General features: G+C 44.8%; 12 protein-coding genes. 5 read left to right on the plus strand and 7 right to left on the minus strand.

Annotated elements, in window-relative coordinates; all coding sequences use genetic code 11:
* Nucleotides 1-438 precede the first annotated feature (438 nt).
* The 5 genes from DDR33_RS11700 to DDR33_RS11720 all read left to right on the plus strand — a co-directional run bounded on the left by DDR33_RS11700 (nt 439) and on the right by DDR33_RS11720 (nt 8929).
* Complete coding sequence (locus DDR33_RS11700; protein ID WP_146198755.1) at nt 439-987, plus strand: RNA polymerase sigma-70 factor; 549 nt, start codon at nt 439-441, stop codon at nt 985-987.
* Nucleotides 988-1189: 202 nt separating this feature from the next.
* A complete protein-coding gene (locus DDR33_RS11705) occupies nt 1190-2143 on the plus strand; it encodes a FecR family protein (RefSeq protein WP_109415984.1) in 954 nt (317 codons plus the stop codon).
* Between the two features lie 54 nt (nt 2144-2197).
* Complete coding sequence (locus tag DDR33_RS11710; protein WP_109415985.1) at nt 2198-5542, plus strand: SusC/RagA family TonB-linked outer membrane protein; 3345 nt, start codon at nt 2198-2200, stop codon at nt 5540-5542.
* 16 nt (nt 5543-5558) lie between these two features.
* Entirely contained in the window at nt 5559-7079 is a 1521-nt protein-coding gene (locus DDR33_RS11715; RefSeq protein ID WP_109415986.1) for a RagB/SusD family nutrient uptake outer membrane protein, read from the plus strand.
* Nucleotides 7073-8929 carry an alkaline phosphatase gene (locus DDR33_RS11720; RefSeq protein ID WP_238387774.1) on the plus strand — a complete coding sequence of 619 codons (1857 nt, stop codon included), beginning with the start codon at nt 7073-7075 and terminating at the stop codon, nt 8927-8929. Before DDR33_RS11715 ends, DDR33_RS11720 begins: the two co-directional genes overlap by 7 nt.
* A gap of 135 nt (nt 8930-9064) precedes the next feature.
* Here DDR33_RS11720 and DDR33_RS11725 read toward each other — a convergent pair whose 3' ends face one another.
* The 7 genes from DDR33_RS11725 to DDR33_RS11760 all read right to left on the minus strand — a co-directional run bounded on the left by DDR33_RS11725 (nt 9065) and on the right by DDR33_RS11760 (nt 20137).
* Entirely contained in the window at nt 9065-10180 is a 1116-nt protein-coding gene (locus tag DDR33_RS11725; protein ID WP_238387775.1) for a glycoside hydrolase family 130 protein, read from the minus strand.
* A gap of 717 nt (nt 10181-10897) precedes the next feature.
* Nucleotides 10898-12547 carry a RagB/SusD family nutrient uptake outer membrane protein gene (locus tag DDR33_RS11735; RefSeq protein WP_109415989.1) on the minus strand — a complete coding sequence of 550 codons (1650 nt, stop codon included), beginning with the start codon at nt 12545-12547 and terminating at the stop codon, nt 10898-10900.
* An 11-nt stretch (nt 12548-12558) separates the two neighbouring features.
* The gene (locus DDR33_RS11740) at nt 12559-15894 is read right to left on the minus strand and encodes a TonB-dependent receptor (protein ID WP_158280723.1); all 3336 of its coding nucleotides are present in this window, start codon (nt 15892-15894) and stop codon (nt 12559-12561) included.
* A 204-nt stretch (nt 15895-16098) separates the two neighbouring features.
* On the minus strand, nt 16099-17277 hold the full coding sequence (locus DDR33_RS11745; RefSeq protein WP_109415991.1) for a FecR family protein: 1179 nt from the start codon (nt 17275-17277) through the stop codon (nt 16099-16101).
* 90 nt (nt 17278-17367) lie between these two features.
* Nucleotides 17368-17931, minus strand: coding sequence for an RNA polymerase sigma factor (locus DDR33_RS11750; protein ID WP_109415992.1), 564 nt, complete (start codon nt 17929-17931; stop codon nt 17368-17370).
* A gap of 328 nt (nt 17932-18259) precedes the next feature.
* Nucleotides 18260-19105, minus strand: coding sequence for an SGNH/GDSL hydrolase family protein (locus DDR33_RS11755; protein WP_109415993.1), 846 nt, complete (start codon nt 19103-19105; stop codon nt 18260-18262).
* A gap of 90 nt (nt 19106-19195) precedes the next feature.
* Entirely contained in the window at nt 19196-20137 is a 942-nt protein-coding gene (locus DDR33_RS11760) for an ADP-ribosylglycohydrolase family protein (RefSeq protein WP_109415994.1), read from the minus strand.

A 20137-nucleotide genomic window follows, 5' to 3' on the forward strand; every position in this document is an offset into this window, starting at 1 on the left:
ACAGGATTACCAAATTGCAGTGTATAATTCAACCAGGAATAACAAATCATCGTGTATAATTAATTCAGGATTTATTCAGTAAGGTGTATAGCCATTCTAGGATAAGACAAGGATAAGACCGCTTCCGGGACAATACCGGGAAAGTATCGGGATGATTAGCAGTGTTCTGCGACTTTTCTGCGTGTCCTCTGCGAGTCGGCTGCGACTCCAACCCGAGGCCGACACGAGCACGACTCGCGGAAGACACGCAGAAAACACGTAGCCTCCCGCCTGTTGTCCCGGAACTGTCCCGGAAAAGAACCGGAACAGTCCCGTGCAAAAACAGACAGAAAAACAAATCGCTAGCCCTGATTGAGGCTACTTTTATATTTTATACTTTATGATTTCTTAATAAAGAAGGAATATAACCAAAATATCTTTGGCGCAAACGAAGTATTATTGGAAAAGGATTTACTTTTAGCGTTAAAGGAAAATGAGCCGGGCACTATGGAGGCAATCTTTCAGGAATACTGGGAGGATGTCTTTTCCCTGGCAATGAGTAAAACGGGCAATTCAATTCTTGCCGGGGAAATAACACAGGATATTTTTGTATCCCTTTGGGAGAACCGGCACAGGATAAATCTTACAGGACAGTTGAAGCATTATCTTCTGGGCTCGGTCAAATTCAGGGTGATTAATTATTACAAATCGAACACGGTTATACAGGCCCATCAGCAAAAGTTCTCGATGCTGCTTGAATCGGGATATGAAGGGGCTGCTGATGAACAATTGCTATACCGGGAGCTGAGCTCTGAAATTGAATGTGCGATATCTGCATTGCCTGATCGGATGCGGGCAATTTTTTCCAAGAGCAGGAAGGAAGGAAAATCGAATCGTGAAATTGCTGCAGAAATGAAAATTTCTGTTCAGACAGTAAAAAATCAGACAAGCTCCGCACTTAAAATTCTAAAAGAAAAGCTTCCTCACCTAACCTGTTTCTTTCTCTGAGGCCACCCGATATCCAAGGCTCTATTTATTTCCGGACACGGAATATATTCGTGTTTGGCGTTCCTGCCTGGTGGTGACAAACTCACTAATGCTCTGATAATGTTACGGCACCTTTACCGCTCCTTACCACTTAACCTAAATTTAATAAACGCTTAACGTCTTTGGATAGTACGATCCGGTTTTTGAATTGACCTGTCTGTGAATGAACGCAGAGAAGTTAAAACGCATGTTCTCCCGCTATCTGGCAGGAAAGTTGAAGCCGGAGGATGCCGATCTTGTTGACCGCTGGTATGAGCAGCTGACATTTGATTATAAGCCGCTTTCTGAGGATCAGAAGCAGGCTATTGCCTCCCGGATAAGCCAGAAGCTGAACAAGCTTGAAAATCCGCCAAAGGGAGTATTTCAGCTTAAGACCATGATCCGAGCGGCGGCGGTGGTACTGGTATGCTCTGCCATTGCCTTCATTTTATATTACGCAGGCTTGCCTGGAAAAAGCCAGAGCCTGGTAACCATAGAAAACACCTCACCCAAGGATTCGACAGTTCGCCTGGCGGATGGGTCTGTTATTGTGTTAAAACCGGGTGCCCTTATAAGCTATTCGAAGTCCTTCGCCATAGAACACCGCAGGATCAAACTGATGCGGGGAAATGGATTTTTTGATATTTCACCCCGGAAGAACACTCCTTTCATCGTCCAGTGCCTTTCAGGAATTGAAGTTAAGGTATTGGGGACAAGCTTTGATATTGAGCAGCCGCAAAGCTCAGGCAATTTCATCATAAAGGTGGCTACCGGCAAAGTCAGAGTAAGCAAAGGACCACGTTTGCTGGCAACGCTGACAAGGGGGCAGGGAATCCATTTTAACAGCGACGAAAACAGGATCTTTCCGGTCACGGCAGCCTGTAAACGTGTAGTTGCTATAAATTTTGAAGGAAGCAATCTCGCAAACACGGCACAACGGCTCTCTTCCATTTATAATGTCAGCATCGTATTGTCACCTGAGGTCAATGCTAAGCTGAGAACTACCGCCAGGTTTAACAGCGGGCAGCCCGTTAAAGAGATCCTGGATCTGCTTTGCAGTCTTCATCACCTCCGCATCAGGGAATCAAAAGATAAGTCTGCTTATCATATCTATAACGCAACATCTCCGGAACAATGATTTATAAATGAATCCCATTATTCAAAAGTATCATCACAATCAAGAACACATTAAATGAAAACAACTTTAAAAACTTTACAACCGCCGGGACGCAGGATAAGGCATGCTTACGTGCTCACCTTTTTACTATGTGTCATTGGTCATGCACTCTTTGCATCAGCAGGTATGGCACAGCGCCTAAAAGAAAGCCGCCTCAGTATGAAGATCAGGCGGGGAACGCCGATAGAAGAAGTAATCAGGGAAATTGAGATAAAAACAGGAGTAAAATTTGTTTACAATCCTGATGCTTTACCGTCCGGAAATGCAATGGGAGACACTGATTTCAAAAACGAGCCCCTCCTTTCAGCCTTAGATAAGCTTGGCTTTAGTACCCTTGAAAAGGGTGACTACGTTTTGCTTGGTAAAACAGTGCAAACCAGGGAAGACAGGGTCATCAGCGGAGTGGTCAGGGATTCTTCGGGAGCAGGCTTACCCGGTGTTTCAGTAAAAGTAGTAGGTGGAACAAAGGCAACGTTAACAGATGTAAAAGGGGCTTTCAGGATCCAGGCTGATGAAAATGCAGTTCTTTCATTCTCCATGATCGGGTTCGAAACGCAACAGGTCAGCACCGGCGGACAATCATCTCTTACAGTGGTTTTGAAGCTGTCACTCAACCAGCTTCAGGATGTGGTAGTTGTTGGTTACGGATCGCAGACAAAAGCAAGCCTCACCGGGGCTGTAAGCACAGTTTCTCTGGATAAGCTGGGATCAAGATCTTTAAATAATGTGGGAGAGATCCTGGCTGGAAAATCGCCGGGCGTAATCGTCACTAATGAAGGCGGAGACCCCACTTCTGCGCCAAGAGTGAACATCCGGGGGATGGGTGGAATAACCGGAGAGAGTGTATTGTATGTGGTTGACGGTTCTCTTTATCCCGGAACTCCCCAGCTCAACCCGAATGATATTGAAAATATCTCGGTACTTAAGGATGGGGCAGCAGCTATTTACGGTGCACGCGCCTCAGGCGGGGTTGTACTGATCACCACCAAAAAAGGAAAAAACGGAGAGTCGCAGATCTCATTTGATGCGAAGCTGGGGCAGCAGAGCTTATGGAAGAAAGTGAAACCTCTGAATGCCGAACAGAGAGCTTTTGTTGCAAAGGAAGCAGCGAAGAACGGGGGAACAACCATACTTCCAGCTTTTGATGCGGGTCTTTATCCTGAGGGGCAGATCACACGGACAAACTGGATTGACGAGGTTTTCAGAAACGGGCTTCTTCAGGATTACAACACCTCCCTGAATGGCGGCAGCGATAAATCCAGCTATTTTATAAGTTTCAATTACCGGAACGCTGAAGGGATCGTGCTGAATACAAAGACTCAACGGTATAATTTCAGGATCAATTCTGAGCATAAACTTAACAACTGGCTTACCGTAGGAGAACAACTTTCCTATAGTTCTACCAACGGAAACGGGGCCAATACAAGCAGTGACTACACGGGAGCTTTGCTAAGCGCCATCTACTACCCTACCAACGGCACTCCCTATAATGCTGACGGAACTTTCGCTGGTTTGCCTGGCGGCCAATATGCGGGTGACTACGGTGATATCATTAATCCGGTTGCAGAACTCCTGCGCATGGACATTGACAACCCGGTGAACGTGCTGACAGTGAACCCCTATGCTAAGTTAAATATTGCCAGGGGTTTAACTTTCCGGTCGAACCTAAGTCTGACTAAAAAAGATGCGTTCTTCAAGAGCTTTACTGCAAAACGCCCCGAGGTTGGAAAACCGGTCCTCAGCAACAGCCTCGTAGAGAATACAGACCGGGTAGACGATCTTCTGGCCGAGCAGGTACTGAATTATAAGCTGAATATCAACTCCCATCAGCTCGATTTTACCGGGGGCTTCAGTTTTCAGAAAACAAAAAACAGGGGACTGGATGCCTCAGGTGCGGGATTTGATGATGAATCAAAACAATATCGCTATCTCGATAACGCAACCATAATCCAGCCATCCAGGAGTTCATACGAAGCAACAGCGATATCCTCCCTGTTCTTAAGGGCTAATTATAATTTCCGCGAAAAATATATGCTCTCGCTTATTGGCAGAAACGACGCAACGTCTATGCTTTTCCGGGGGAAGCGTTCCCGTTATTACCATTCGGTGTCAGCTGGCTGGTCTGTGGGCAGAGAGCAGTTCCTCGCAGACTTAAACTGGCTGGATGAACTGAAGATCAGGGGAAGTTACGGAGTATTGGGTAACCTTGCCAGCCTGGATCCAGAGGATGTTAACCCGCTTCTGAAACCTACCCAGAGCTACTTCGGGCAAAACCCGGTTTTGCAAACCGGATATGTTCAAACTGTTCTGCCTAACAAGAACCAGACCTGGGCCGAATCCAAACAGACAAATATTGGCTTGGACATCGGAGTGCTTAAGAGATTGAGCATGACCGCAGATTACTTCGAAAAGGAAATAAATAAAATGATCTTCACCCGCCCGTTACCGGGAACGGCAGGTCTTGTTTCGCAAACTATTAATGCCGGAATTGTAAGAGACAGGGGCATTGAACTGGGACTGAACTACAACAGTAAACCCGGTGCGGCATTCCACTACTCTATTAATGCTACGCTTACCAAGCTTAAGAATAAGGTAATAGAACTGGCTCCCGGAATGCAGAATATGGCGGTTTCAACCAATTTCAGAAATGAGCTGGCTCCGCTTACGATTGCCATAGGGCAGCCTTTGTATAGCTACTATGTGCTGAAAACCCAGGGGATCTTCCAGAGCCAGGCAGAAGTTGACAGTTATAAAAATTCAGCTGGCGGGCTGATTCAGCCAAAGGCCAAACCCGGCGATTTCAGGTTCGCTGACCTTGACGGAAATGGATCTATTGATTTGAACGACCGCTACTACGCAGGCAACGCTTATCCTGATTTTTCATACGGGCTCAGTTTCAACGCAAATTATAAAAGATTCGATCTGAATATCTTCGCCCAGGGGGTGCAGGGCAATGAGCTGTTTAATGCTGTGAAGAGAACCACCTACAGTGCAAGCGGTCCTTCATACAATAAACTCGAGGGAATCCTGGATGCCTGGTCACCGGAAAACCCGGGCGGCAAAGTGCCCATCCTGTCCACATCCGATAACAACGGAAATTTTAACGCTTCTGACTTTTATGTAGAAGACGGTTCTTACTTAAGGATCCGTAATGTAACGCTTGGTTATACATTGCCGGGTTCGTTGAGCGGCAAAATGAAAGCAAGGACTCTCCGGGTCTACGTCTCTGCAAACAACCTGTTCACGTTCACGAATTACTCGGGTTTTGATCCGGAAATCGGTATGGACAATAACGGGCTTGATGTTGGGAGATACCCGCAGGCGAGAAGTTATTTCGTAGGACTAAGCTTAAATCTATAATCTAAAACCGACTAAAATGAAAACACTATTCAAATATATGATCTTCACTGCCTGCTCCTTTCTGGCGGCCTGCAGCAATCAGCTCGACATCATCCCCGAGGGCACACCGTCGGCACAGAATTTTTGGAAAACGCGCGAAGATGCAATAAAAGCCCAGGCGGGGATGTATGAAAACTACAACCAGGAAGACTTTTATGGCCGTGGGATGTTCTGGTTTATAAATGCCAGCGATGATATGGTTACCGGCAGGAACAAGCCTGAAGGCGACAATATCAAGAATTTTAACCGCAATTATATCGGTGGCGGCTATACCGAATCACAGTGGAGTATGCGGTATGCCACTATCAAACGTGCTAATGATATTATTACCAATGTTCCGCAGATCCCAATGGACGAAACATTGAAGAAACATATCATCGGCGATGCTTATTATAATTCAGCTCTTGTATACTTTCAGCTGGCATCCAACTACGGGAATGAGAAGGCGGGGATCCCGATCGTTTCTCCTGATGCAGATCCTGCTGTGGCAGTGCCACGCGCGGCAAACGTCAATGAAAACTATGATTATATCATTGAACTTCTGAATAAAGCGGCTGATAATCTGCCTCTGTTCTCAGAGATGGCAGCAACGGATTATGGCAAAGGACACAAAACCGCTGCCTGGGCCTTAATGTCAAAAGCGTATCTTTATAAAAAGGACTATGCCAACGCTGCAAAATATGCCGATATGGTGATCAACTCCGGACAGCACGCCCTGCTTTCATCTTTTGCGGATGTTTTTAAAGCAGCTAACAACTGGTCGAAAGAGTATATCTGGTCGGTAGTGTGCACCCCCAACGGCGGCGGCACAGGCTGGGGAAGTAAATTACCCGGCGTTATGCTGACCAATAAAGCCTGGGGCATTTACAATGGATGGGGGTATTATCTTCCAACGAAAGAATTATATGATTCGTTTGAAGCGGGAGACCAGCGCCGGGAGGTAACGATACTGAAACCGGGCGATAAGTTTATGTTTTTTGGTGCAGAGCGCAGCTTTACGAAGGACGGAGGTGCTACGTCTGACTACCAGTTTAATAAATATATGGAGCCATTCTCTTATGCCAATCCGATTCCTTCACACGTAAATCCAAATGGTGATAACGGCACAACAGATCTGAATGTTCCTTTAATGCGTTATGCTGAGGTTCTGCTGATCAAGGCAGAAGCCGCTATTGCACAAAGCGGAGCGGGCGCAGGAGATAAAGAGCTTAACCTGATCCGCAAACGCGCCGGGCTCATCGAAAAATCGGGAATGACAATGACAGATCTGAAAAGGGAACGCCGTAATGAACTGGCTGGAGAATGGCCCGACCGTCATCGTGACCTGGTACGCTGGGGGGATGCGCAAGCAGCCTACGCAAAGCCCTTACATGATTCCCAGGGTAAAGTTATCTGGCCCGCCCGTGAGTTCAATCCTGCTGTTCACGATGTTTGGGCTGTACCTAAACGCGAAATCGACAATAGTGCCGGTGTCATTAAACAAAATCCCGGATGGTAAGATGTAAGAAAATCACCTGCTTTGTCCTGGCCTTCGGGCTGGGGCTAAGCAGTATTGCCCAGCAGCGGCTAAACGCGAACCATGGACACAGTCATAATGACTATAAACAGGATGTACCCTTTCTTACTGCCTATAACGCCAGAATGGGTTCTATTGAAGCAGATATCTTCCTGAAGGATGGAATCCTGTATGTCGCGCACGACAGCTCGGAGATCAGTAAAAGTCGGACACTCTCAAAGATGTACCTGGATCTGCTCTTTGAGAAATTCAAAGAGAACGGAAACAAAGTATACCCGGAAGAGCAGAACAGTCTTCAATTGGTGATAGATCTTAAACAACATTATAGTACGGTTCTTCCTTCCCTGTTAAAGGAGATCGATCGTTATAAAATCATGTTCGATCAAAGTAAGAATCCCGGGGCTGCCCGGTTATTACTGAGCGGAGAAGTGCCGCCGCCGGAAAAATTTGACGAAGTTCCGGAACCTTTCATGATTGACGGGCGGCCGGAAATACCCTATACAGATCAACAGCTCAAAAGGGTTGGCATGATCAGCCAGGCTTTGGATACCTATACCAGGTGGAACGGTAAAGGGAATCCGGTAGCGGAGGACGAGAAAAAACTAAGGGGGGTAATTGACGCCGCACACTCCCGTGGTAAAACATTCAGGTTCTGGGCATCTCAGGACAGTCCCAATACCTGGCTCGTACTGGATAAACTAGGTGTCGACTGGATTAATACCGACGTTCCGGTCCGCTTGTTTGACTTTTATAAGAATAAGGATAAACTCAACTTTGAGCTTCCCAAACCTTACAAAACGTATCAGGTTACCCACAAAAGGGACGCCACCGAGGTACGGCCGAAGAACATCATTCTTTTAATCGGGGATGGAATGGGACTGGCCCAGATTCATGCAGCTCTGATGGCAAACCACGGAAGCCTGAATATTTCTAACTTTACGAACATCGGTTTCGCCACTACCTGTTCGGCAGATGCGGGCAACACCGATTCTGCGGCCGGCGGAACGGCGATTGCCACTGGTCACAAAACTAATAACCGGGCAGTTGGCGTGGATCCGAAGGGAAATAAATTAACCAACCTGGCGGACACGCTGGCAGGAAGAGGCATAAAATCGGGCATCATCAGCAGCGGTGATATTACGGATGCAACCCCCGCAGCATTTTACGCACATAATGCAGAGCGGTCTATGTCAAAAGCGATCGCAGCCGACTTTCTTAAAAGTAAGGCGAGTATTCTTGTCGGGTCCAATCAGCGGAGTTTCAGCGAATCTGCCAATCCGGGTCTTCTGGCCCATTTGAGGGAGAAAGGATATTCTGTTCAGCATTCGCTGGAATCATTTGAATCGCAAAAATCTGACAGACAAGTCGTATTGCTGCCCGACTCCGCAACCAGGCCGGTTAGAGAAGGCCGTGGAGAGATGCTTGGCCGCTCCTTACGTAAAACCATTGACCTGCTGGACAAGAACAAACCGGGCTTTTTCATTATGGCTGAAGGGGCTCAAATCGACTATGGTGGACATGCAAATAATTTACCTTATGTCATCACAGAACTACATGACTTCGACCGGGTAGTGGGTCAGGCCTTAGAATTTGCTGATATTGATGGTGAAACCCTGGTAATAGTAACTGCTGATCATGAAACCGGGGGACTTTCCCTACTGGACACTGATCCGGCGAGGGGAATGGTCATGGGGGAATTCAGTACAAACGACCATACCAACATTGTTGTTCCTGTTTTTGCGTATGGTCCCGGAGCCCAGCTCTTCAGAGGGTTCTTTGAAAACAATCAGATATTCTTTAAAATTCTACAAGCGCTGGCCTACCAGAAATGAGCCGGTAAATGAAGAAAGTAGAGCAAAATAAAGCCCGGGCATAACCTGCCCGGGCTTATAAAGGACCTTCATTTCAAGGCCGTAAAAAATGAATCACTATTGATGACCACTTTATAGTGACAAACTGGTTCAGTTTCAGTTTTTAGGGTCAAAAACAGCTACTGCCACTCTCGAGTCTGCACAACCGTAATAAAGGAACCATTTTTGCTTAAACCAAACCAGACCCTGGGTAAACACGGTACCTGCGGCATACTGTCCTCTTTTCTCAAAGGCTTCAGTAGGTTTAAAAAAGGGTTTTTCCAACCGGCCGAGGACCTTCGCCGGATTCTTGATATCAAACAACAACTGGCCAGCCGAGTAGATACCTGCACTTAGGGTTGTGTCACCTTTACTACCGGGGGCGTTTTTACCGTTATATATCAATAGAATACCATTTTTTGTCACGATGGCGGGAGGCCCGCATTCAGTGAAACTGCTATCGAAATATCCCTTTCGGGGAGCAATCAACACCTTCAGGTTACCTTTGTCATCCACCAGGGGTTCCCAGTTCACCAAATCGGTTGAAGTTGCAAGATAGACATTTGATTCACCCCAATACATCCAGTACTTCCCGTTAATGCGGGCAATGACCTGCTTTCCTTTTTCAACCTTAGTTACGATAGAAGCCGATTTTGACCAGATATCATAAAACTTTCCGCCGTAAGCTTTTTTAAATATTGCTCCGTGCTTGGTCCAGTTGACAAGGTCACGGGAAGTGGCGACTGCAAGCCTTGCATTTTTTCTGTTCCACTGCGTATATACGATCACATAAGTTCCATCGCTGGTAACGGCGACCCTGGGGTCTTCACAGCCTCCCGGCCACTCCACGTCTTTCTGGCTGTCGTTTGCCGGGTATAAAACCGGCGTTTTCCTGCGGGTAAAATGAATGCCGTCGGAGCTTTCTGCATATCCAATCCGCGAAGTTCGCTTGCCTATCCCCTCACCGAAGCGGTCTTCTGCCCTGTATAATACTACCGCCTTACCATTCTTCACAACGGCACCGGGATTGAAAGTATCGTTGGCTTCCCAGTTTACCGATTTGTTATCTATAGGAGAGATAAACGAAGTGGAACTGTCGGGTGAAATAATTGGATTAACACCAGCTGGCCGTGTAAAGGGACCAAGCGCCCAGGCTGGTAACTCCTTTTGATGGCTTTGCTGGCCTTGAACCGATGTAAAGAAAAAACATAGAACAATAAAAAAAGCTTTCATAAAATACTTCATTTTCCTATTAATTAGAGCCTGATTTGAAATTCAAAACATGCTCAGTCTGATATTTTGACCTTCTGTTGCAGCCCCTCAATCTAAATTGTCAAGCTCGGGGGAAGCATTTACGCGGGATACAAAATGTGACAGCCCAAATCTTTTTTTGATCCTTTTCGTTATCAGGACCGATGTTATTAAGCCAATCACTATTATAACTGCGCAAAGGATATCAGCCTTTATTGTTTTATTTAACGTAAACCAAACGAAAAACCCAAATCCAAGAAAAACCAGGAAAGGCGATATAAATACTCGTAACCAGATTAAGATATCCACTAACGCTTTAGCAAGTTTCATGACAGTAATAAATTTAAGTTTATCAACGTAAAATACAGGTCAACAATTTCAAAAATTCAATAACTACTTCAATATGAAATCATATGTCAGGAATTCGGCTTATAAGTACTATTTAAGCTTGTAAGCGAAAATAGATTTTAAAGAAACGGAATGTCATCTGCATAATCTATTCATTCCTTTGTCGATTTATCTCAATTTGCTCTTGGTGCTCACGTGCGATTGGAGCGGAAAATTAATAACAGGACAAGAGTTTTTAATATAAATCAACTATTATTAAGAAAGGCGCTTTCTGTTTTAAACCAAATTAACAGAAAGCGCCCGCCTGATGTTGATTCACTCGTTTAACGAGTTTCTTTATATTCCGGCCTTTTAGTAGCCGGTATTCTGAGGATACTTAGGACCGGAAATTACCCTGTCTATCTGCGTTTGCGGTATTGGCCTCAATAGGTGTTTTTCCTGAATATTAGCACCTGCATCCGGATTATGTTTTTTTACGCGTTCAATCAGCTTATTGGTTCTCACCAGGTCGAGCCAGCGTGTTTGCTCACCTGCTAACTCGCGCGACCGCTCATCCAAAACATAATCCAGGGAGACTTTGTCCGGAGTAATAGTCATCGCAGCGACATTACCGGTTGGATTTGCAGCCCGTTCACGTACGGCATTAATGTATTTGGCAGCATTGGCATTATCTCCAAGATTCACAGCAGCTTCTGCAGCCAGCAGGTAGGTTTCTGCCAGGCGATATACGATAACCGGTCTGACAGACGGATCATTAATACCTGCTCTTCTTGTGTCCTGATACTTCAGCATGGTAGGAAATAATTGCAGGGTATAATTACGTGGAGGCACAAGTAAATAGCGGGTCGCATTTATTTTAGTATCGGAGACATCGACTCCAGGCATATAGATTGCGGTATCACCAAGCGCATATTTGGGAACACCATTTACTTTCGGGATCTTATCGGCGGAGTTAGATAACCATACAGATTGGAACGTTTTGTAATACCGGGTGTCGTTTGTTTTGTCAGCAAAGCAGGTATCGCTCATCCAACGGGTTAATTGTACGCGTGCATAGGGGCGACCATAAGCCATAGAGCGTACAAGCCCGGGAAAGTTCTCATAACCCATAACGTAATAAAAATTCAACTCATTACTGTTGTTGTTATAGGTTAGGTTAGACGTATGCTGAACACTCCATAAAATCTCTTTACTTCCCTCGTTACCCTCTGCATAAACCGATGCAAAATCGGGCAGCAAGCCGAGTCCCAGGGTGCCAATATTATCAATTAAGCCTTTGGCGGTATTGTAAGCATTCAGAAAATCATCAGATTGTTTGGCCGATGAGTATGCCCGTGTCAGGTAAACCTTTGCCAGCAAGTGTGATGCCGCAGCAGCGGTCGCTTTTCCGGGCAACACGCCATTTTTTACCGGACTTGGCGGTAATCCGTCGATAGCATCTTTCAGGTCCTGAATGATGAAATTATAAACGTCGGCAATAGGAGCCCTTTCTGCACTTGTAATCGGTTCGGCAATAAAATGGGTATTCAGCGTCACTGGCCCCCAGAAACGTACCAGTAAGAAGTAGTAGTTTGCCCGCAGGAATTTAGCCTCAGCAATTTTTTGCTTAACAATAGCAGGATCCAAGCCGGTAACCAATGCGCCGTTATCAATCACGCCGTTACAGTCATTAATATAGGTATAACAAGCATTCCACACCCGTGGGACGAAAGTGTTGTTGGCGTCGAAACTGCTGGAATAGATATTCATATCACTATTTCCACCGCCGCCTGACTTAAACTCGTCTGTGCCGGGGGTAGTCATAGTCATAAGGCCTTCGTTTCCCCATATATCACGGTTGCCTGCATAGGCTGCATCCAGACCTGATTGAAAACCCTGTGCTGTTTGAAAATACTGGGGTGTCAGCCCCGAACGGGGTTGTTCTATTAACTGCTTCTTACAGCCTAATCCAGAGAAAATGATCGCTGCCAGGATGAAATATTTATATATGATAGATCTCATGTCAAAAACAATTAAAATGTAACATTTAAACCAAACAATAACGATTTAGTAGGAGGCGTATCCACACCGAGCGTACCTGCCGACTCCGGATCTATACCCGGGAACCGGTCATGTAATTTAGAGAACAGGATTATGGCGTCATTGAAACTACTGTAAACATGAAGGGATTTCACTCCTATTTTATTAACGATAGCGGGCGGCAACGAATACCCTAAATTGATGGTTTTGATCTTTAAATAGGATGCATTATAGTAGCCAAGAAGATCCCCGTAGGCCGGACTCTGTACATTAAAGTTGGGTTTGGGATAAGTATTTTCATGGTTATCGGGGGTCCAGTAATTTATGTTTAAATTATTCTCTTTCCCGTTCAATGCATTTACTTTACTGCCAGGCTGAAGCCAGTAGGCAATCTGTGTGCCTCCTACCCGATAAGTAGACACCACATTCAGGTCAAAGCCGTAATAACTGAAGCGGTTGGTAAAACCTCCAAGGAACTTCGGGTCACGCGAACCAACAATCGTCCGGTCGTTCGAATTGATGACACCATCGCCGTTCAGGTCGGCTACCTTTATAGTACCGATGACAGACGCGGCTCCGGTCATTGTAAGTTTAAGATCCCTCGCAAGGGCCGAATCGGCTGCCGTATTTTGCCAGATGCCGAGCCTGACGTAATTATAAAGTGAATTGATAGGCTTCCCTACGAAGCGATTATTGCCAACGTCTTCAGTCACGCCATTTTGCAGCGCAACGATCTTATTGCGGTTAAACGTGATATTGAAATTAGTAGTCCAGCCAAAATCTTTTCTGGAAGCCGCCACGATATTGGTTGAAGAAATGCTTAACTCCAGCCCTTTATTCTGTGTTTTACCAACGTTCGCAAGGAATTGCTTGGTATAACCCGTGGTAATGGGTAGGTTTTGCGGAAGAATGAGATCGCTGGTATTCTGTTTGTAAACATCAACAGATCCGGTAATCCGGTCATTCAACAACCCAAAATCGAGGCCCAGGTTCAGTGTCGACGTATATTCCCAGCCTAACTGTGGATTAGGTACATTATTAGGATAGGTACCTGTAACGTTTGTGGTCCCATAATTGTAATTAAGCAGTTCCAATCCGCCGAGTGTCTGGTAAGGGCTTACCGCAGCGTTTCCTACAGAACCGTAACCGGCACGTAACTTAAGATTGGACAAGAATGAAATGTTTTTCATAAAATCCTCCTGTGCGATATTCCATCCGAGGGCTACCGACGGGAACAAATGATATTTATTGCCTGGAGCAAGCGTCGACGAACCGTCCGACCGCATGGTAAGTGTCAGCAGATACTTGCTCATGTAGTCGTAATTAATACGCCCCATGAATGAAACAATGTCGAATTTTTTATAATCGCCCTTCCCACTCAGATTAGCACCTAATGCCGGATTGAAATATTGAATATCATCAGCGAGGATGTTGTTATAAGAGAATTCTGTATTCGCTTTATAATCTTCCTGGAAGCTAAAAAGACCGGTAGCGGTTACGTGATGTTTTTTAGAAAAGGTATTTTCGTAAGTCAGCAGGTTCTCCAGAGTGTAGTCGTAATAATCATAATTCTTGTTTTTGCCAGTAGAGGGACCGCTGAGGTTCTTAAAGGTAGCGCTGCCGTAGAATTCACCAAAAGTCTCCGGGGTAAGTTCCAGACCGCCGTTAAACCGGTATTTCAGGTGCGGTAAAATCTGCGCCTCGGCATACAAGGTTGTGAAAGTGTTATATCGGGAACGTCTTTGAACTACTGCCCCGGGCACCAGGTTGGCCAAAGGGTTATACGTCAGGGAGCCGCCGCCTGGGAAGGGAATGAGATTTCCTTTATCGTCATACGGAACGGTAAGCGGACTGGAGATCAGCGCCTGGACTACCGGGTTAATATCTTCACCATAGATCTTGCTGATCGTGTTTAATGAACTTACGCCGACTTTAACGTACTTACCCAGTTCCTGATCTACACTCACTTTGAAACTGTAGCGTTTGAACGACAGGCCGGGAAATAAGCCCCCTTCATTATAATAACCAGCCGATACGGCATATTTTGTAGTAGGTGTTCCGCCTGAAACACTAAGCTGATGATTGGTTTTAAGCCCGTTTTTAAAAATAAGCTTTTGCCAGTCTGTTGCAGTTCCGTTTTCCATACCGGCCAGTTCAGCAGGAAGGAAAGTTATACCATCCGTATAGAACTTAGGATCGTCAATTCCACTATAACGATTAGGCGCGCCGATGGTGTTCGGGTTGTTTGCATTATAATTCCCCCATTTTTTGTACGTCTCGTAGGCTTTTACATCCATCACGTCATAATGGCCCAGCGCTGTTGATGCGCCGCCATAGCCGCTGTAGGTAATTACCGGGGCGCCGGTTTTTCCTCTTCTTGTGGTAATAAGAATCACACCATTTGCACCTCTGGAACCATAAATAGCGGTCGCAGATGCGTCTTTCAATATTTGTACGGATGTTACATCATCCTGATTAAGATCATTAATGTAGGTACTGTTGTATGGAATACCGTCTACAACATAAAGCACATCGCTGCTTGCACCCGCATCCAGGGAGCGCTTCCCCCTGATGGCGATGGATGGCGTGGCGCCAGGATGGCTGTTGCCACCGGCCTTCTGGATATCCAGGCCTGGTGCCTGGCTTTGCAACGCGCTTATCAGGTTACTTGCCGGTACACTTTTGATAGCTTCTTCACTTACAGAGGCAATTGAACCAGTAACATCCACTTTCTTTTGCGTTCCGTATCCCACCACGATCACCTCTGACAATCCTGTCGTAACAGGCTTAAGAACAATGCTCATAATGCTGGCGCTGCCCACCTTTCTTTCCAGGGGCTCAAAACCTATAAAGGTGAATACCAGTATAGCATCGGTATTATCAACCGATATTGTAAAAGAGCCGTCATTAGCTGAGACTGTTCCGGTGGCAGATCCTTTAATCTTTACACTAACTCCGGGAAGTGCTTCCCCCTTTTCATCGGTTATTTTACCTTTAATAACCTTCCTGAGTTCCCGTTCTGCAACAGCTTCCACCCGTTTACTTTCAATCAGAACGGTAGTATTTTCGATATAATAATTTACCGGCTGGTTCTTGAAACACCGGTCGAGAGCCTCCGTTAAAGACATATCCTTAACAGACAGACTCACTGGTTTTGTGTTGATAAGATCCTTAGAGTTATAAAGGAAATTATAACTGGTTTGCGATTGTATTTGCTCGAGCACCTGTACAATGGAAACATTCTTCACATTGATAGACACCTTCTGAGCTAAGCCAGTTGCGCTGGCATGTAATAAAGTCACTGTCAGCAAAACAATAGTCAGTTTCATCACGAGCAGAAATCTTTTGGTACAGCAGTATCCGTTATTGCAAATCTTTGCAGTAAAAATTTTATACATTTGAATGTTAGATTAGTCGTTAATTGGTCGTATTTCATCAATTAATTATCTGGCACAGCTTTCAAAAGCTGACATCCGGGGGCGGAGCCAACGCTCCCGGTTTTAGATAATTCATTAAGTCGTCGTGAGGTAAATCTATGGTGTCACAATAACCCTCCTTCCTTCAATCTTAAAATGCAGAGAACCGAGTTTTTCCAGGTAATGAAGCAGTTCGCTAAAGCTTTTCGAACGGTAAAAGGTGCCTCCAAACTTCTGTTCCTCTACATTTCCACGGTACTCAACTTCTATATCATACCAGCGGGAGATCTTCTTCATAATACTTTTAATATCCTCGTCGCGAAACAGAAAATAGCCGTTCTTCCAGGCCATTATAGCAGGAATATCAGCAGATGATACATTGATGTGATCAGATGTCCGGGTTACAACAGCCTGCTGTCCCGGTTTTAATAAGGTCTGGTGCCCGTTTTTAGTAACATTCACTGATCCTTCCAAAAGAGTGGTGGTCAGATTTGATTCGTCGGAATAAGAAGTAATATTGAAATGTGTGCCTAAAACTTCGATGGTAGTTCCATTTACCTGAACGAAAAAGGGTTTATTCCTGCTTTTGGCTACTTCAAAATAAGCCTCACCCGTTAACCGCACTTCCCTCTTACTGCCATTAAATGCAGTTGGATAGCTAAGAGATGAGGCGGCGTTTAGCCAAACGCGGGTGCCGTCAGCTAATATCACCTGATATTCACCTCCCCTTGGCGTTTCTATTTTATTAAAAGCCACTGTTTCTGATCTCCCCATACGAGGTGCATCATAGATAATCTCTCCTTTTCTTGTCTTTTTTATCTGAACGCCCGATTCTTTTGTGAGGGCTTCTGTTCCTAACTGATCCAGAGCGACCTTCTCCCCGTTTGAAAGCGTCAGCACAGCCTTGTTACCCCCGGGTACAATAAGCGCCTTCAGATCTTTGCTTTCGGGATTTGCGTTTGAATGCAGATCAATTTTTCCGGTATTAACAAAATAGAAAAGAAACGACAGGAACACGACCACAACAGCAGCAATACGAAACCAGTTTTTGTGATAAAGGTTAAGTGACCTCCGGGAAAAACGTTTATCAGATGTGATATTTTCATACACCTTTTCTGCCTGTATGCCTTCGAAAGCCGGCCCCTCTTCATTATCCTGCACCAGCTTGTCGATCATTTCCGAGAATAATCCGGGATCCGTCTGTTCTATATACTTCAACAATTCATCGCAATCCTCATTGCCAATGGTATTGTTAAAATATTCTTCTAATAAGTTTTGGAGCCTTTCTTTATCCACGTTTTCCTGGTTTTATAACAGCCGTTAATTGGTTTTATATAAGGAGAACACAGAACAGCGCGGGGAGGACTAGTGGTGTTGCAAATTTTTTTAACGAAAAATGAGAATGATGAAATAGATTAGATCAGTATACTTTAAGTGTGCCCTTAAAGTTTTCAGGGCTTCCACCATGTGGTTTTTAACAGTATTAGGTGAAATGGAAAGTCTTTCAGCTATCTCCTGATGAGACAGGCCCTCGGCCCGGCTTAACCTGAAGATCAGCTGCTGCTGCTTCGGTAATTTACTAACAATCTCTTCTGCAAGCCTTCCGATGTCCGCAGCAAGGATTTCTTCCTCAGTTACATTACTGGCCTCTTTGATATTAGACAATAACCTGTTAAACAAGTCGGTTGATTTATGAATTTCCCTCAGTGCGTTCAAACACAATCTTTTGGCGATTACATAAAGATACAACCACATATTGCCGTTTTCGTCCAGTCTGCACCGGCTCAGCCAAAGGTTTAAAAACACTTCCTGAACGATCTCTTCACTTTGCTCTTTATCTTTTAAAAAGCGGAAAGCCAAGCGGTATACCCGTTCGCTGAATTGCTCGTAGGCAATTCTGAATGCAGCTTCGTCACCTTCAATTAAGCGTTTGATATCTCTACTATCCATGACGTTGTATACTACGAAAGCGTTGTATCGGCCTATAAATCTGGTTAGATTCTAAATCGATTTTGCACAAATATAACCAAGCCTTTTAAAATGTCAATTAAAAAGATCCGGGGGATAGTAAACAGATTTTCATACAATGACTTAAACTTAAAACCGGGCCACCGGTTATTACTATCGCGTTTTGATTGATCTTCAAAGTCTTGTCATTATATATTGTTAGCCGCCAGCTTGAATTCAGTAAAAAAGTAATGTCATATCAGCAACGACTAAGGAACAAATATAAAACAGTGGAAAGCAGCATGAGTATACCGGAATATTTCGGCAACACTTACTGATCAAATGTTGACGGCAACGCCAGTAACTGATATTGGATGGCTTTAGCAAGCCGATAATTTCCGCTTTTGTTAAGATGCAAAAGATCTGTGTCCTTGTTCCGGAAATAGCCCGATTGTGAAGAAGCAAGGGGATAAAGGCCGGATATAGAAAAAAGATCGATGACAGGGATTGACCAGTTTTCTGATGCCTGTTTAAGCGCGTGCACATAGTCGTTAATATAAAGGCCCTGGGCATTGGCAAAACTCTCGTCAGGCTGAATGTTCTTATCATTAAATTTTGCGTATCCCCGGTGGATGGGAGTCATCACGACAATCTGCTGCCTGGGAAATTTCTCTTTCAAATAAGATAACACGGTATTAATACGGCCACAGAAAGTAGTGGATGTTATAACAGGCTCCCGATATTTACGGGTGACTTCTTTGCCGTTATGATTCGTTGTTTTAGTGGTTTCCTCATAAAATCCCCCCAAAGGAACACCATGGTTGTAGTCATTGGTACCAGCAAAAATAATGATAGCGTCAACGTCACGGGGATGTTCCTGTGAAAGTTTGACAGCTTGGTTATAAATGCCATCCCATTGATTTCCACTGATACCATATACATAAGGCTGCAATCCAAGCAGCGCGGCCAGGTATTCCCAATATACAAAAGAAGTATCACCGGTCTTTTTTTCAGTCATTGAATCGCCGAGGAATGCTACGCGTTTTCCATTCCATTGGGTATTTACAGATCTTTCGTGTTTGTCTATTCCGGCTTTACGAACATTTTGTCCATACGACCGGGATACATGCAAACATGTAAAGAATATTAAAGCGACTGATAATAAAGCTCTTTTCATTTTTTAAAAATTGTATTTGCGGATGATCATTCTCATGAAGTGAACGAATATAAAATATTCAGGAAAAACACCCCTATTGCCCATAATGTATTACCCAAACCTTTGCTCCAACCTCCTGGCCAAATCTAAAATGTCATCCAGCCTCGCCAACTGACTGATCCATTTTTCCGGAATAGATTCATGACCGTAAAGTATTCCTGCGAGTCCTCCAGTGACAGCCCCGGTTGTATCTGTATCACTGCCCAAATTAACAGCTTTCAGAACAGCGGCGGAGTAGCTTTCGGTAGTAAGCAAACACCAGATACTTGCCTCAAGAGTGTGCAGTACATACCCGGAACTAAAAATATCTTTCTCTTCCAGGGCAGAAATATCTCCATGGAAAAGACGCTTAAAGACATTTATTTCTGCTTTATTAATTCCGATTGAATTAAGATAAGACGGGACAGTTTCCTGAAGCAAATAATACGTTTTGATCATGTCTTTGCTCTCTCTTAATACCCTTGCAAATTCCAGATAATAAAAACAAGCGATGACTGACCTGATATGCCCATGGGTAACGGAGGATACTGCTCTTGTTAATGTAAATCTTTCTTCTATTGGCTTATCCTTCACGTAAATGAGGAGAGGCAGAATTCGCATGAGCGAGCCGTTTCCATTTTCCTCTTCATAAAAGCCACCGGCCAGGTCAGGGCGTACACCTGTTTTCAACCTGTTAATTGCCTCCTTCGTGGCAATTCCAATATCGAAAACTGAACCATATGGGGTCCAATAGTTATTGTACGCCCAGTCTTGGAATTTCGAAGAAATCGTTTCCATGGAAAACCCTTCAATCAGAGCTTCCGCGAGACAAAAGGTCAGTGAACTATCATCAGACCAGGTACCTGGAGGTAAATTATACGTACCGTTTCCAGTCATCTCCGTTACCGGTCGTTGCGCAATATCTTCTCTATCTTTAAATTCTACCGGAACCCCCAGAGCATCACCGGTAGCAACCCCCAGGAGGAAATCTTTATAAATATTATCCTTTGTCAT

It is taken from the genome of Pararcticibacter amylolyticus (assembly GCF_003130405.1).
Classification (GTDB): domain Bacteria; phylum Bacteroidota; class Bacteroidia; order Sphingobacteriales; family Sphingobacteriaceae; genus Arcticibacter; species Arcticibacter amylolyticus.